This window comes from Paraburkholderia sp. EG286B (assembly GCF_040965655.1).
GTDB lineage: Bacteria > Pseudomonadota > Gammaproteobacteria > Burkholderiales > Burkholderiaceae > Paraburkholderia.
This window is the reverse complement of sequence record NZ_JBFRCF010000007.1, coordinates 334,868-348,083: the sequence shown is the minus strand read 5'-3', so window position 1 is coordinate 348,083 and position 13,216 is coordinate 334,868. Positions and strand designations below refer to the sequence as shown.

General features: G+C 63.9%; 10 protein-coding genes. 5 read left to right on the top strand and 5 right to left on the bottom strand.

Annotation, left to right across the window (positions count from 1 at the left end; genetic code table 11):
• Positions 1 to 240 precede the first annotated feature (240 nt).
• From AB4Y42_RS18160 to AB4Y42_RS18145, 4 genes are read right to left on the bottom strand one after another with little or no spacing between them, the layout of a single operon-like run.
• Positions 241 to 1,476 carry an SRPBCC family protein gene (locus AB4Y42_RS18160; protein WP_368694909.1) on the bottom strand — a complete coding sequence of 412 codons (1,236 nt, stop codon included), beginning with the start codon at positions 1,474 to 1,476 and terminating at the stop codon, positions 241 to 243.
• A gap of 15 nt (positions 1,477 to 1,491) precedes the next feature.
• Positions 1,492 to 2,484, bottom strand: a complete 993-nt coding sequence (locus tag AB4Y42_RS18155; protein WP_368694908.1) for a LysR substrate-binding domain-containing protein — start codon at positions 2,482 to 2,484, stop codon at positions 1,492 to 1,494.
• Positions 2,484 to 3,635, bottom strand: a complete 1,152-nt coding sequence (locus AB4Y42_RS18150) for a porin (protein ID WP_368694907.1) — start codon at positions 3,633 to 3,635, stop codon at positions 2,484 to 2,486. The genes AB4Y42_RS18155 and AB4Y42_RS18150 overlap by 1 nt, the downstream gene beginning before the upstream one ends.
• 24 nt (positions 3,636 to 3,659) lie before the next feature.
• Positions 3,660 to 5,105 (bottom strand): cytosine permease, encoded by a 1,446-nt coding sequence (locus AB4Y42_RS18145; RefSeq protein WP_368687818.1) that lies wholly within the window; start codon positions 5,103 to 5,105, stop codon positions 3,660 to 3,662.
• Between the two features lie 397 nt (positions 5,106 to 5,502).
• Between AB4Y42_RS18145 and AB4Y42_RS18140 the strand changes: the two genes are divergently transcribed.
• The 4 genes from AB4Y42_RS18140 (at position 5,503) to AB4Y42_RS18125 (ending at position 10,490) form a co-directional block, all read left to right on the top strand.
• On the top strand, positions 5,503 to 6,651 hold the full coding sequence (locus AB4Y42_RS18140) for an aromatic ring-hydroxylating dioxygenase subunit alpha (protein WP_368694906.1): 1,149 nt from the start codon (positions 5,503 to 5,505) through the stop codon (positions 6,649 to 6,651).
• Positions 6,652 to 6,660: 9 nt separating this feature from the next.
• Entirely contained in the window at positions 6,661 to 8,121 is a 1,461-nt protein-coding gene (locus AB4Y42_RS18135; RefSeq protein WP_368694905.1) for an NAD-dependent succinate-semialdehyde dehydrogenase, read from the top strand.
• 80 nt (positions 8,122 to 8,201) lie between these two features.
• Entirely contained in the window at positions 8,202 to 9,170 is a 969-nt protein-coding gene (locus AB4Y42_RS18130) for a 2Fe-2S iron-sulfur cluster-binding protein (protein WP_368694904.1), read from the top strand.
• A gap of 222 nt (positions 9,171 to 9,392) precedes the next feature.
• Positions 9,393 to 10,490 (top strand): PAS domain-containing protein, encoded by a 1,098-nt coding sequence (locus AB4Y42_RS18125; RefSeq protein WP_368687822.1) that lies wholly within the window; start codon positions 9,393 to 9,395, stop codon positions 10,488 to 10,490.
• 51 nt (positions 10,491 to 10,541) lie between these two features.
• Here the strand turns inward: AB4Y42_RS18125 and AB4Y42_RS18120 are convergent, their stop codons facing one another.
• Complete coding sequence (locus AB4Y42_RS18120; RefSeq protein WP_368694903.1) at positions 10,542 to 11,621, bottom strand: tartrate dehydrogenase; 1,080 nt, start codon at positions 11,619 to 11,621, stop codon at positions 10,542 to 10,544.
• An 841-nt stretch (positions 11,622 to 12,462) separates the two neighbouring features.
• On the opposite strand from AB4Y42_RS18120, the gene AB4Y42_RS18115 reads away from it, so the two are divergent.
• A complete protein-coding gene (locus tag AB4Y42_RS18115) occupies positions 12,463 to 13,146 on the top strand; it encodes a hypothetical protein (RefSeq protein WP_368694902.1) in 684 nt (227 codons plus the stop codon).
• The last annotated feature ends 70 nt before the right edge of the window (positions 13,147 to 13,216 follow it).

Sequence of the window (13,216 nt, the reverse complement as noted above, 5' to 3'; positions counted from 1 at the left end):
ATGTCGACTTTCAGAGGCGAAGCACGTCTGGCCTTTCCGCTGCCCTCTTGCGGGGTTCACGCACGGGACCGACCGACGTACGTGCCGTCTTCATTTTTTTGGGGTGGCCGCACGCCTGAAACGAAGCGGCCGGGAATGCGCCTGCGGTGTGCAGCACACACGCGACGCCGGACCGAGTATAGGGATTGGGAAACGCAGGCGACAAACGATATTTAAGAACTAATTGATGCACTTTTTTCATCAAGCCTGCGAAATCGCCCACCGCGCTCCTTTTACGTACTCCGCCACCTTCCGCGCGTACCAGTTGGTGAAGTTGGTCAGCATGAACTCCGAAGGCGCATAAGGCCCCGGCGTATACGCTTTCGAATTCACGCCGCGCTGATTGTGCATCACCAGCGTGGCGTCCTGCTCGTTCGTCGCGCGCCATACCGCTGTGAGCGTCTCTACGTCGTAGTCCACGCCTTCTACGGCATCCTCGTGCACGAGCCACGTCGTCTTGAGCGCCGTCTGCGTGGCCGACAGGGGTAGCACGCGAAAATGGATGATATGGTCCGAGAGGAAGTGGTTCCAGTTGTTCGGAACCCTGAACATCCGTACCGAACCGAGATCGGGCTCGGTCAGGCCGCCCAGCAGCTTCTTGCACGCAGGGCGCCCATCGGCGGTGAACGAGACCGCGCCGCGATGGAACGGCAAGCGGATGCAGCGGAATTCCGTGCCGCCGTCCGCGGGCAGATGCGGTAACCCGAAACGGTCCCAGAGTGCCGTCTTTTCCTGCATCAGGAGCTGGAAATCGCGGTTCGCGCGCGGGTCGTCCGGCAGCGCGAATTCAATCAGCGTGGCGAGCAGTTCCGGATGGCTTCCCACGCAGTGATAACACTCGCGATTGTTCTCGATGACGAGTTTCCAGTTTGCCTCTTCCACGATCGTCATGGAAAAGGCGACCTTGGTACGATCCGGCTGGTGCGGCGCGATATACGGCGTGACCGCCGCCTTGAAGCGTGAGATGTCGGGCGGCGTGTCGGCGATGCAGACATACACCATCCCGCAGATGATCTCGACATGAACGGGACGCAGGCCATGGGCGCCGCGATCGAAACCGGCGGGCATCTGACGCGCGCTCAGCAAGTTGCCGTCGAGCTCATAGACCCACTGATGGTACGGACAGACCAGCCGCTTCGCGTGCCCCGCCGGCCGGGTGCAGAGCACAGATCCGCGATGGCGGCAGGTGTTGAAGAACGCGCCCACGTCCCCGCCCTTCCCGCGCAGCACGACCACCGAAGTCTTGCCGATATCCAGCGTGACGTAGTCGCCTTCGCGCGGAATTTCGGCCGCGTTGCACGCGAACAGCCATTCGTTCGAGAAGACCGCCTCGATGTCGAGTTCGTGCATGGCAGGGTCCGTATAGAAGTCTCCTGCGAGGCTGTAGCCTTCGCGCCTCGCCTCCAGCAACGAACGAACATGGGTAAAATCGATCACGCCAAATACTCCTTTTCAGTCGGATTCCACGAGACGTTCGCCTGCACCCACATCGCACCAGGCGTTATCGGCGATCTCCGGCACCGGCCGCGCTGCGCCGCCGAACCCGGCCTGCGCGAACGTTTCGACCAGAAAGTCCACGCACACTTTCACTTTCGCCGACTGCGCGAGCCGCTCCGGAAACACCGCCCAGACGTTGGCGGGCTGCGTGACCTCGGGCAATACGCGCTGCAGCCGGCCTTCGGCCAGTAGCGGCCCCACGTCCCAGATCGAGCGCAACACGACGCCGCGCCCGGCCAGCGCCCATTGCACCGCGGCTTCGCCATAATTCGTCGAAAGCGGGCCCGTCACCTTCACGGCAGTCGTCTTGCCTTCTGCATCGAGCCGCCAGACGCCGAACGGATGATCGCGCTCCTTGATCGCGAGGCACGCGTGCGACTCCAGCTCCGCGATGGTCTGCGGCGTGCCATGTTGCGCGAGGTACGAAGGCGCGGCGCAAAGCACCCGGTAGTTCGTCGCGAGCCGCTTCGTGATCAGATGGCCCGCGATGTCGTCGCCGATGCGCACATCGAGATCGAAGCCCTCGCCCACCACATCGATCACGCGGTCGAACAAGTCGAGCTGCACGTTCAGTTGCTGATACCGGTCCGACAACGCCGCCAGCGCCGGCGCGACGAACTTGCGCCCGAAGCCGAAGCTGCTCGACACGCGCAACGTGCCGCGCGGAATGCGCCGCGTGCTGGAGACGTCCTCGACGAGCTGGTCCACGTCGTCGAGGATCTTCTCGGCCCAGGAAAAAACGCGCTCGCCCGCCGCTGTCATCGCCACGCGGCGCGTGGAGCGATGCAGCAGACGCGTGCCGAGCCTTGCTTCGAGTATCCCGACGCGCTTGCTCACATATGCCGCCGAGGCGGAGAGCGCGTCGGCGGCCGCACTGAAGCTCGACTTGCGGGCGACCGTGCAGAAGACCCGCAGGTCGTCCAGCTCCGGGGTGGTAGCCGTTTTCATCAGAACGTGTGGCGCATGCCGATGCGCACATCGGCCTGCGTGGTCGTGGAAGACGGCGTGAAGCTATAGCCGATCACCGCATCCACGCCTTCCGACGCCTTCAGCCAGTCGCCCGAGATATAGACGTCCGTACTCTTCGACAGCAGGTAATGCATCGCCGCCGAGAGCTGGTTCCAGTGGTGGCCGTCGAAGTGCGTGTACTGGTAGCCGCCTACGAGACTCGCTGCGGGCGTAATCTGCCAGTTCGCCCCGCCCTCGGCGACCTGCATGTGCTCGCTTTCGCCGAACGCCTTGATCTGCGTGTACGTGAACGCGCCCATCAGCGTAACCTTGTCGACTACGTAGCTCGCACCTACGCCGAAGGCCCCCTGCTTGTCCACGGGGAACGGCGTGCTGGCATAGAGCGAGCTGACGGTGCCCGTGGCGGGATCGACACTCACGGTCGGCCTGCCGAAGAACGTGCGCACGCCGATCATGTTGTAGGGATCGAACGCGTAGATGCCCGACGGGTTGTTCAACTGCGTATAGGCCGTACCCATCGAGAACGCGCCGTGTTGATACTGCGCGCCCACGCTCCACGCGCTGCCCGTGTGGAAGTCCCCCGGCGTATTGCTGAACGAGTACATGCCGCCGAACTGGAAGCCGCCGAACGTACTCGACATGAACTTCACGGCGTTCGGCAGATGGTCGCCGTTCATGCGGTCGAAGTCGCCCTGGTTGATCGCGTAGCCGCTCGCCCATGACGAGGCGTTGTACAGGTAGACGAACTCCTGCGTCATGTCGATCTGGTTGCCGAATGTGAGCGTGCCCCAGTCGTTTTGCAGACCTACATAAGCCTGGCGGCCAAAAAGCGATCCGCCGTTCGTGAGCTTGCCGTTGCCAATGTGAAAGCCGCTCTCCAGCTTGAAGACGGCCTTCAGGCCGCCGCCCAGATCCTCGGTTCCGCGCAGGCCCCAGCGGTTTCCGTACGAAACACCGTCGTCGAACTTCACCTGATACGAACCGCCGGCGTTGCTCACGTAAGTGACGCCCGCGTCGAGCACGCCGTAGAGCGTGACGCTGCTTTGTGCACGGGCTGCCACCGGAAGCGCGGCGAGCGCGAGCGCAGCCGCGTGCAGTGCGGCAAGCCGCATTGTGTTCATCGATTTCATGTTGTAGTCGCTGTGGTGGCGCAATCAGTTCAGGCCGCGGTCGGCTTCGCGCACGAGTTGGCGTTCTTTTTCAATGTCGAGCGAGCGGCAGGTCCACAGATAGACCAGCGCGGCAACAGGCAGGCCCACGAGCATCGCGATGTCGGTGCCGCCAAGCGCATTGGCGACCGGGCCGGTGTAAAGCTCCGTCTTGAAGAACGGGATCATCGCGACGAAGCCCACCGCGTAGGCGGTCAGGCCGCGCCAGTTCCAGCGGCCGTAGATGCCGCGCGGGTTGAAGATCTCGCGCACCGAGTAATGCGAGTGACGCACGATGAAGAAGTCGACCAGGTTGATCGCGGTCCACGGCGTGAACAGGTAGCCGAGAATGCCGAGGAAATCGCCGAACTTGCCCATGAAGTTGTCCGACGCCGCGAACGCGAGCGACGTCGCCGTGAGGGCTACCACGATGAGGCTCACCACGCGCTTGGTCGCGTTCGACTTGAGCGGCTTGAACGAGTCGGTGATGCTGAGCAACGTGAGCGACGCGCCGTAGAAGTTCAGGCCGGTAATGGCGAGCAGCCCCAGCAGCGAAAGCAGCAGCGTGACCGTGCCGAAGCCCGGAAAGATCATGTCGCCCGCGCGCTGGACCGCATCGGAAATCTCGATCTGCGCGTTGAGCGCCGCCGCGGCGGTGCCCACCAGCATCATCCAGACGCCGCCGATGAACGCGCCAAGGAAGGTCCACCAGAAGGTGGCACGCACGCCGGTAGTGGGCGGCAGGTATCGCGAGTAGTCCGAAACGTAGATCGACCACGAGAGCTGATACGCCGCCGCCGAGAAGAGCTGCACGAGGAACGGTGTGGTCTTGAAGCCGGCGAGGCTCAACTGGCCAGCGGGGAACGGCACCTTCACGCACATGCCGATACTGAAGATCGTGAGCGCCGCGAGCAGCGCGAACGCGAGCCAGCGCTGCGCCTTGTGGATCAGGTCATAGCCGAATACCGCGAGCGCGACCGCAATCACGGTGAAGACGATGTAGCTCAGATGCGGTTCGGTACCGAGCAGATGATGCGCGGTCTGCCCCGCCATCAGCTGGTTGAACGAGTTGTAGCCGATATAGGTGACGAGCGCGACCACCCACACGAGCAACGCGCCCATATAGCCGAACTGCGGGCGCGACTGGATCATCTGGGGCAGCCCGAGCTGCGGCCCCTGGCTCGAATGGAACGCCATGAAGAAGGTGCCGAGCACGTTGCCGAGCACGATGGCGATCGCGCTCCACAGCAGGTTGCCGCCCATGCTGATGCCGATCGCACCGGCCGCGATGGTCGCGAGGTTGGCATCGCCCGTGAACCATACGGGCCACAGGTGCCACGCCCGGCCCTTGCGTTCGGCGAGCGGCACGTAGTCGATCGAGCGTGATTCGATTCGCGATTTGGCGCGCGACGGCTCATTGGCCAGCGCTTCGGCTATTGCCTCTTGGGACATGTCTCCTCCAGTTGTGGGGTGGCTCGCGCGAGCCCGCATGACGCGGCTGCGCTTCCCGCGCCGGCCCCGATACCAGAGGTTCCAGTTTCCAGACACGGCGCGGTTATCCTGCGGTTAATCTAAAACCAACAGTTAACAATGGTACGCACCGTAGAGGGTTTCGTCGCACTATCGCATCCTCCTATTGACGCCCGGGGAGAAATCGATTTGCTTGCCAAACGTCAATGGACGTTGATTTATAAGAACAAGAATACGGCATGCGCATCAACGGAAGAGGCACATCCCTCAGCGTCAAGGGATAACCCTGATCCACTGTCGCCGAAATTTCACTTATATTTTCGTTAACCTTTAGTTTCATCGTAACTGTTAGTTAACCAACCCCAGTACGGCGGACCCCATGACCTACCTCCCGATCGAATTCCACAAGCAACCCGAACAGCCGAAACTGCCGGCCGACTTCTGCGCCAACCCGGAACTCGCCTGGACCATCCCGGCGAGCTACTACACCTCCGAGGCGGTATACAAGTCGGAAGAACAGAAGATCTTCGAGAACGCGTGGATCTGTGTCGCGCACCGCAGCGAACTGGCCGAAGCGAACGCCTACGTGACGCGCGAGGTGGTGGGCGAAAACATTCTGCTCGTGCGCGGCAAGGACGGCGTCCTGCGGGCGTTCTACAACGTCTGCCCGCACCGCGGCCACCAGCTGCTCGAAGGCAGCGGCAAGGCGAAGAACGTCATCACCTGCCCGTACCACGCCTGGGCGTTCAAGCTCGACGGCGCGCTCGCGCACGCCAACAACTGCGATCACGTGGAGTCGTTCGACAAGGAGAACTCGACGCTCGTGCCGGTGCGCGTGGAGGAATACGCAGGCTTCGTGTTCATCAACCTGAACCCGAATGCAGAAGGCGTGGAAGCGCAGCTGCCCGGTCTCGAAGCCAGCCTGCGCAAGGCTTGCCCGGTGATCGACGACCTCAAGCTGGCTGCCCGCTTCGTGACCGAAACGCCGGCCAACTGGAAGTCGATCGTCGATAACTATCTGGAGTGCTACCACTGCGGCCCGGCTCACCCCGGCTTCTCGGACTCCGTGAAGATCGACCAGTACACGCACACGCTGCATGGCAACTGGACGGTGCAGTTCGGTCATGCGCAGTCGTCGGAGCGTTCGTTCAAGCTCGATCCGTCCGTGAAGGACCCGAGCTTCAGCGGCTACTGGGCGTGGCCGTGCACGATGTTCAACGTGCCGCCGGGCAGCGACTTCATGACCGTCATCTACGAATTCCCGATGAGCGCCGAAGTCACGCTCCAGCACTACGACATCTACTTCCTCAACGACGAGCCGACCGAAGAGCAGCAGAAGCTGATCGAGTGGTATCGCACCGTGTTCCGCCCGGAAGACCTGCGCCTCGTGGAAAGCGTGCAGAAGGGCCTGAAGTCGCGCGGCTATCGCGGCCAGGGCCGCATCATGGTCGACAAGCAGCGCAGCGGCATCAGCGAGCACGGCATCGCGCACTTCCACAATCTGCTCGCGCAGCAGTATCAGGACTAAGAGGCCAGCATGACGAACCTTCAACATCCCGGCCTGCTGCGTGAGCAGGCCTATATCGACGGCCAGTGGCGCGGCGCCGACGACGGCGCCACGCTCAAGGTGACCAACCCCGCCACGGGCGAGCGCATCGCGAACGTGCCGAACATGGGCGCGCCGGAAGCCCGCGCGGCCATCGAGGCCGCGCACCGCGCCTTCCCCGCGTGGCGCGCCACCACCGCGAAGGAGCGCGCGCGCCTGTTGCGCAACTGGTTCGACCTCATCATGGCGAACCAGGAAGCGCTGGCGCAGATCATGACGCGCGAGCAAGGCAAGCCGCTCGCGGAAGCGCGCGGCGAGATCGGCTACGCGGCCTCGTTCATCGAGTGGTTCGCCGAGCAGGGCAAGCGCATCGACGGCGACGTGATCCCGAGCCCGAACCCGGACCAGCGCCTCGTCGTGACGAAGGAGCCGATCGGCGTGTGCGCCGCCATCACGCCGTGGAATTTCCCGGCCGCGATGATTACCCGCAAGGCCGCACCGGCGCTGGCCGCCGGCTGCACCATCGTCATCAAGCCCGCCAACGAGACGCCGCTTTCCGCGTTCGCACTCGCGGCACTGGCGGAACAGGCCGGCATTCCGCCCGGCGTGATCAACATCGTCACAGGCAAGTCGCGCGAGATCGGCCTCGAAATGACGTCGAGCCCGCTCGTCAGGAAGCTCACGTTCACGGGCTCGACCGAAGTGGGCCGGCTCCTGATGCGCCAGTGCTCGGACACGGTCAAGAAGGTCTCGCTGGAGCTGGGCGGCAACGCGCCGTTCATCGTGTTCGACGATGCGGATCTCGACGCCGCCATCGAAGGCGCCCTGCTCTCGAAGTATCGCAACGCCGGGCAGACCTGCGTGTGCGCGAACCGCTTCTACGTGCACGATGCGGTCTACGACGAGTTCTGCCGCCGCTTTGCTGAGCGCGTGAGCGCCTTCAAGGTGGACGACGGTTTTGCCGAAGGCGTGAACATCGGCCCGCTCATTACCGAAGCCGCACGCGACAAGGTCGACGGCCTCGTGCGCGACGCCGTGGCGCAAGGCGCGCGCGTGGTCACAGGCGGCGCGCCGCATGCACGCGGCGGCAACTTCTACGCGCCCACCGTGCTCGCCGATGCGAAGCCCGGCATGGCCGTGCTCACCGAGGAGATCTTCGGACCGGTCGCGCCCATCGTGCGCTTCTCGAGCGACGCCGAAGTCGTACAGCTCGCGAACGATTCGATCTATGGCCTCGCCGCGTACTTCTACAGCCGCGACATCGGCCGCATCTGGCGCGTGGCCGAGCAGCTCGAGTACGGCATCGTCGGTATCAACACGGGGCTGATCTCCAACGAGGTCGCGCCGTTCGGCGGCGTGAAGCAGTCGGGCATCGGCCGCGAAGGCTCGAAGTACGGGATCGAAGACTATCTGTCGATCAAGTACCTCTGCATGGCGGGTGTCACGCGCTAAGGCCGGCGCCCAGCTTCGAGCGGATGCGGGCCGTGCCGCATCCGCTGCTTTTTCCGGATTCAGAAGTCAAGGAAGTCAACATGAACGCCCGCGAATCGATCACTGTCGACGTCGTCGCCGTCGAACAACTCACTCCGCTCATCAAGCGCTTCACGCTCGCGCTGCCCGATGGCGCACCGCTGCCCGAATTCAGCGGCGGCGCCCACGTGCTCGTCTCGATGCAGGACGGCGAGCAGTGGCACCACAATGCGTATTCGCTCCTGAGCTCGCCGCACGACACGCGCCAGTATCAGATCGCCGTGCGCCGCGAAGAGGCGTCGCGCGGCGGCTCCGCCTTCATGCACGACAAGGTCGAGGCAGGCACGCGGCTCGCGATCGGCTCGCCCGCCAATCTGTTCGAACTCGCGAGCACGAACGGCCCCAAGCGGCATGTGTTCATCGCGGGAGGCATCGGCATTACGCCTTTTCTCGCGCAACTGGCCGAACATCGCCCCGAAGATGTCGAGTTGGAACTGCACTACGCGTATCGCAGCCCCGAGCACGGCGCCTTCGTCGACGAGTTGAAGACCGGCCCGCACGCGGCCAACGTGCACTGCTATGTCGACAGCGAAGGCCAGAAGCTCGATCTCTTCAAGCTGTTCCATGATCTGCCCGGCGACGCGCATGTCTACGTCTGCGGCCCGCAAGGCCTCAACGACGCCGTCTACGCGAACGCTGCGCTACTGGGCTGGCCGAAGGCGCAACTGCACTCGGAGCAGTTCGCCGCGACGGACACGGGCGGCAAGGCATTCACGGTCGTACTGGCGAAGTCCGGCGTCGAACTCGAGGTGGGCGAAGACGAGACCATCCTCAAGGCCATCGAGCGCGCGGGCGTGACGGTCGAGTCGCTGTGCCGCGAAGGCGTGTGCGGCACCTGCGAAGTCCCGATCCTCGAAGGCGAGGCGGATCACCGCGACCAGTATCTGGACGACGACGAGAAAGCCGCGCAGAAGACCATTTTGCTGTGCGTGTCGCGAGCGCGCACGCCGCGCCTCGTGATCGACCTTTAGGGCGGCTGCGTACGCGGGACACCATGAGTCGTGCGTCTGGAACGGCCCGCTTGCCGATCCGTTAAACTAGCGGGAGTTACGGAGCGGACGAAACGTCCGGGCCGCGCGCCCGATTCATCAGAGGCGGCATATGCCCGGCCCCGATCGGCGGCCCTGGGGTGTATGCCGCCCTTTTGCGCTTGATTCTTTCGACCGCGCGAGATTCGTCACAGAGGGAAATGGATGTCCGAGGATACGTTCGCGTTCCGTCTGAAAGTGCTGCTCGAGCACAAGAAGCTGAGCCTGCAGCAAGTCGCCGACGCCGTCGGCATATCACGCCCCGCCGTGCACAAGTGGACGCGCGGCGGCGAGATCGACTATTCGAACCTGCGCCGCCTCGCGGCGTTTCTCGACGTGAACTGGGTCTGGCTGCGCTACGGCGACGAAGCCGTGAAAGACCTCGGCATCGCGGGCAATACCGAGCTGCCGATGACCGACCTGCGCCGCCGCTATACCGCCGAGATCATGTCGAACGAGGCGCGCATGAAGCAGGCGCAGGAACTGGCGGGCATCGTGACGTGGGAATGGAATCTCGTCACCGACGAGCTCATCTATTCGAGCAACTGCGCAAAGCTTTATGGCCGCGAGATTCACAGCAACGCCGAATTCTGGGAAATCCTCCATCCCGAGGATTCGATATGGCTGAACGACGAGACGCTCAGGGAGCTGGTTGCGAGCACGGCGCCGCGCGTCTGGGACTTCCGCATCATCTTGCCGGACGGGCAGATCCGCTGGATCGAGTCGCGCGTCGCCACGCTGCTGGACGACGCCGGGCGCCCGGTGCGCGTGGTGGGCACCACCATCGACATCAGTGCGCGCAAGGAAGTGGAATCCGCGGAGCAACGGCGCCTGCAACTGCTCAACGACGCCGCGCGCATTGCGGGCTTCGGCGCCTGGCGCTGGCTGCGCGCGCAGGACGAGCTGATCGTTTCGGACGAGTGGTGCCGCCTGTTCGGCGTCGATCCGGCGCACGCGCCGCGCCACTATGTCGAGCTTTCGCGGCACATCCACCCGGACGACCGCGCGGCGCGCGAAGCGGCCGTGAACGAAGCGCTCGCGCACCGCGGCGACTATCGCGTGCTGTATCGGGCGGCGCTGCCCGACGATACGTGGCGGCTGGTGGTGGAGCAAGGCTACGCGCGCGTGGCGCCGCATGGCGAGGACGTGTGGCTCACGGCACTGTGCCGTGCCGCGCAGCCTGCCGACATGGCGGCAGGCGTCTCCGCGGCTGCACAGCCGGGCGCCGAAGAAAACGCGGCCACGGGAGCCGCGCCGCACTGAGTGCGTGAGAAGTACCGGGGTGTCCCGCCGGAACACCCCGGGCCTTTGCGCTTAAAGCGCGGCGGCGACTGCCCTGCCGATCTCCGTCGTGTTCGCCGTGCCGCCCATGTCGGGCGTACGCGGGCCTTCCACCAGCACCTTCTCGATGGCCTGCATGATCGCGTCGTGCGCGGCCTTGTATTGCGCGTCGCCGTTGCCGAGGAACTCGAGCATCATCGCGCCCGACCAGATCATCGCGATCGGGTTGGCGATCTGCTTGCCGAAGATGTCGGGCGCGGAGCCGTGCACGGGTTCGAACAGCGACGGGAGCTTGCGCTCGGGATTCAGGTTCGCCGAGGCCGCCAGACCGATCGTGCCCGTGCAGGCGGGGCCGAGGTCCGAAAGAATGTCGCCGAAGAGGTTCGAGGCGACGACCACGTCGAAGCGGTCCGGCTGCAGCACGAAACGCGCGCACAGAATGTCGATGTGCTGCTTGTCCCACTTCACGTCGGGATACGCCTCGCCCATCGCCGCCACGCGCTCGTCCCAGTACGGCATGCTGATCGAGATGCCGTTGGACTTCGTGGCCGCCGTGAGCTTCTTGCGGCCGCGCTGGTTCGCGAGTTCGAACGCGTACTTGAGAATGCGGTCGACGCCGTGGCGCGTGAACACCGACTCCTGCAGCACGAACTCGCGCTCGGTGCCTTCGAACATCTTGCCGCCCACCGAGCTGTACTCGCCCTCGGTGTTCTCGCGCACGACGAGAAAGTCGATGTCGCCGGGCTTGCGGTTGGCGAGCGGGCACGGCACGCCGGGCAGCAGACGCACCGGACGCAGGTTCACGTACTGGTCGAACTCGCGGCGGAACTTCAGCAGCGAGCCCCACAGCGAAATGTGATCGGGCACCTTGTCGGGCCAGCCGACCGCGCCGAAATAGATCGCATCGAAGCCCTTGAGCGTGGCGAACCAGTCGTCGGGCATCATCTTGCCGTGCTGCAGGTAGTAGTCGCAGCTTGCCCAGTCGAAATGGGTGATGTCGAGCTTCAGGCCGAACTTCGCGGCCGCCGCCTCGACCACGCGCACGCCCTCGGGCATCACTTCCTGGCCGATACCGTCGCCGGCGATGGCGGCGATTTTGAATGTCTTGCTCATGTCGCGTTCTCCGTTGCGCGGCGCGCCGGAATGGGTGCGCGCTCGATAGGTGCAAGGATGCCGCAAAGGGTGGCGGAAATTAGCCCCTCCAGCGTTGAGGCGTTGAACACGGGGTGTGAATAATTGGGCGGGGGGTGGTTTTCCACGGTGATTAGGATAAGTTTTCTTATCATAATATATGCATTTATTCCACAAACATTGCCGCCAGCAAACCAATCACGCCTCTCAGCCCTCCCCTGCGCCCTCGGGAGCGCAGAGGTGCACAGCTGAATTGCGCCATAACCTCGCGACCCAGCACATGCCTTCACCAAAGGCGAACGGTGTTGATACTCGCGATTACCAACAGCCTCAAGTCATCGCATGGGCAGACCGGGCCTTCTGTTTCCCGCCTCAGCTCCAACATCATCGGTCTTTACGCGCGGCCACGGGAGATCGGCACGATTGGCGTCTCGCGTGCATCCCGCACAGGCGCAAGATCATCGCACTGGCCGCTAGTCGTAATGATCTTGCGCCCCGCTCGCTCACCGTCTCATACAGGAGTCCATCACGTCCTCTAACCAGTGCTGCCCTCGCGGTTGAAAAGCGGATGCGCATGTCTGTCATCGGGCTCCCCAAGACTAGCGGCTAAGGAGCGTAACCGTGATCGAACTGTACGCGCCCCCCACCAACAACTCACTCCCGGTCAGGCAGGTCGACGGGGAATGCGCCCCTTTTTTTGCTTCAAAAGCGCTTGCCGGTCTCTGATGCCTAATAGGTATAATCGCCGCCCGGGTGGCGCAAAAATCAAACAAGGGGACATGTCGTGCGCGCGACAATGGCAGTGGTAATGGCAGTTGCGGCAATGAGTGTGACGACGGCGGCCACGGCCTCCGTCGAGTATCGCGAACAATCGATGCCGCCGGATGTGTGTCACGGCATCGTCGCGAAACGGACCGAAGCAACAGGTCAGATCGCGGTCGGCGCGGCTGCGGGCAATGCGTGTGTTTGCCAGCCCGCGGGCGCCGGACCGCGCGCTGCGGCAGCCCGCCCTGCACCGCCGTCGGGCGATCATAAAGACCAGGATGACGACGGAGCGCTAAAGGCGGGGGCAGCGATGCTCGGGCTTTGGCCGAAAGACTCCGGGAACCATACAGGTCACGTCGTGACCGGGCAGATTGTCCGCAACGTTCGGCACGAGCCGGTTGCTGCCGCACACGCGCCGGAGGGTGGATCGCATCACGCGTTTAGCTATGGCCGTCGCGCAAACGTTTGGCATGCACCGAATACTGTCGCCCGAACGACAGCGGACGCGCCGCCGCATCGCTCTTCAGCCGGCAACAGTAAGGAGAACACCCGGCACAAGCCGGTCGCTGGCGCGCGCCTGGCGGCAAAGTTACCGCCGCACAGTGACAGCTCGCGACGTTCGCTCGCAACCGCCGCCGCTCATCCGGTGCCGCATCATCGCCTCGTCGTCGAGACAAAGCCGATGCAACCGAAGGTGCTGCCGAACTCGCCACGACGGGAATTGCCGCCCATTCTCAGTTGATACTGCATATATAAACTGCGCAGAGATTCGCTCTCTGCGCTTCGTTTCGCGCAGCGGCACGTCGTGCGAC

What these genes read in the sequence shown, in the direction of transcription:
- AB4Y42_RS18155 (WP_368694908.1), bottom strand. Translation starts at nt 2,484, where the DNA reads ATGAAAACGGCTACCACCCCGGAGCTGGACGACCTGCGGGTCTTCTGC.
- AB4Y42_RS18150 (WP_368694907.1), bottom strand. Translation starts at nt 3,635, where the DNA reads ATGAAATCGATGAACACAATGCGGCTTGCCGCACTGCACGCGGCTGCG.
- AB4Y42_RS18145 (WP_368687818.1), bottom strand. Translation starts at nt 5,105, where the DNA reads ATGTCCCAAGAGGCAATAGCCGAAGCGCTGGCCAATGAGCCGTCGCGC.
- AB4Y42_RS18140 (WP_368694906.1), top strand. Translation starts at nt 5,503, where the DNA reads ATGACCTACCTCCCGATCGAATTCCACAAGCAACCCGAACAGCCGAAA.
- AB4Y42_RS18135 (WP_368694905.1), top strand. Translation starts at nt 6,661, where the DNA reads ATGACGAACCTTCAACATCCCGGCCTGCTGCGTGAGCAGGCCTATATC.
- AB4Y42_RS18130 (WP_368694904.1), top strand. Translation starts at nt 8,202, where the DNA reads ATGAACGCCCGCGAATCGATCACTGTCGACGTCGTCGCCGTCGAACAA.
- AB4Y42_RS18125 (WP_368687822.1), top strand. Translation starts at nt 9,393, where the DNA reads ATGTCCGAGGATACGTTCGCGTTCCGTCTGAAAGTGCTGCTCGAGCAC.
- AB4Y42_RS18120 (WP_368694903.1), bottom strand. Translation starts at nt 11,621, where the DNA reads ATGAGCAAGACATTCAAAATCGCCGCCATCGCCGGCGACGGTATCGGC.
- AB4Y42_RS18115 (WP_368694902.1), top strand. Translation starts at nt 12,463, where the DNA reads ATGAGTGTGACGACGGCGGCCACGGCCTCCGTCGAGTATCGCGAACAA.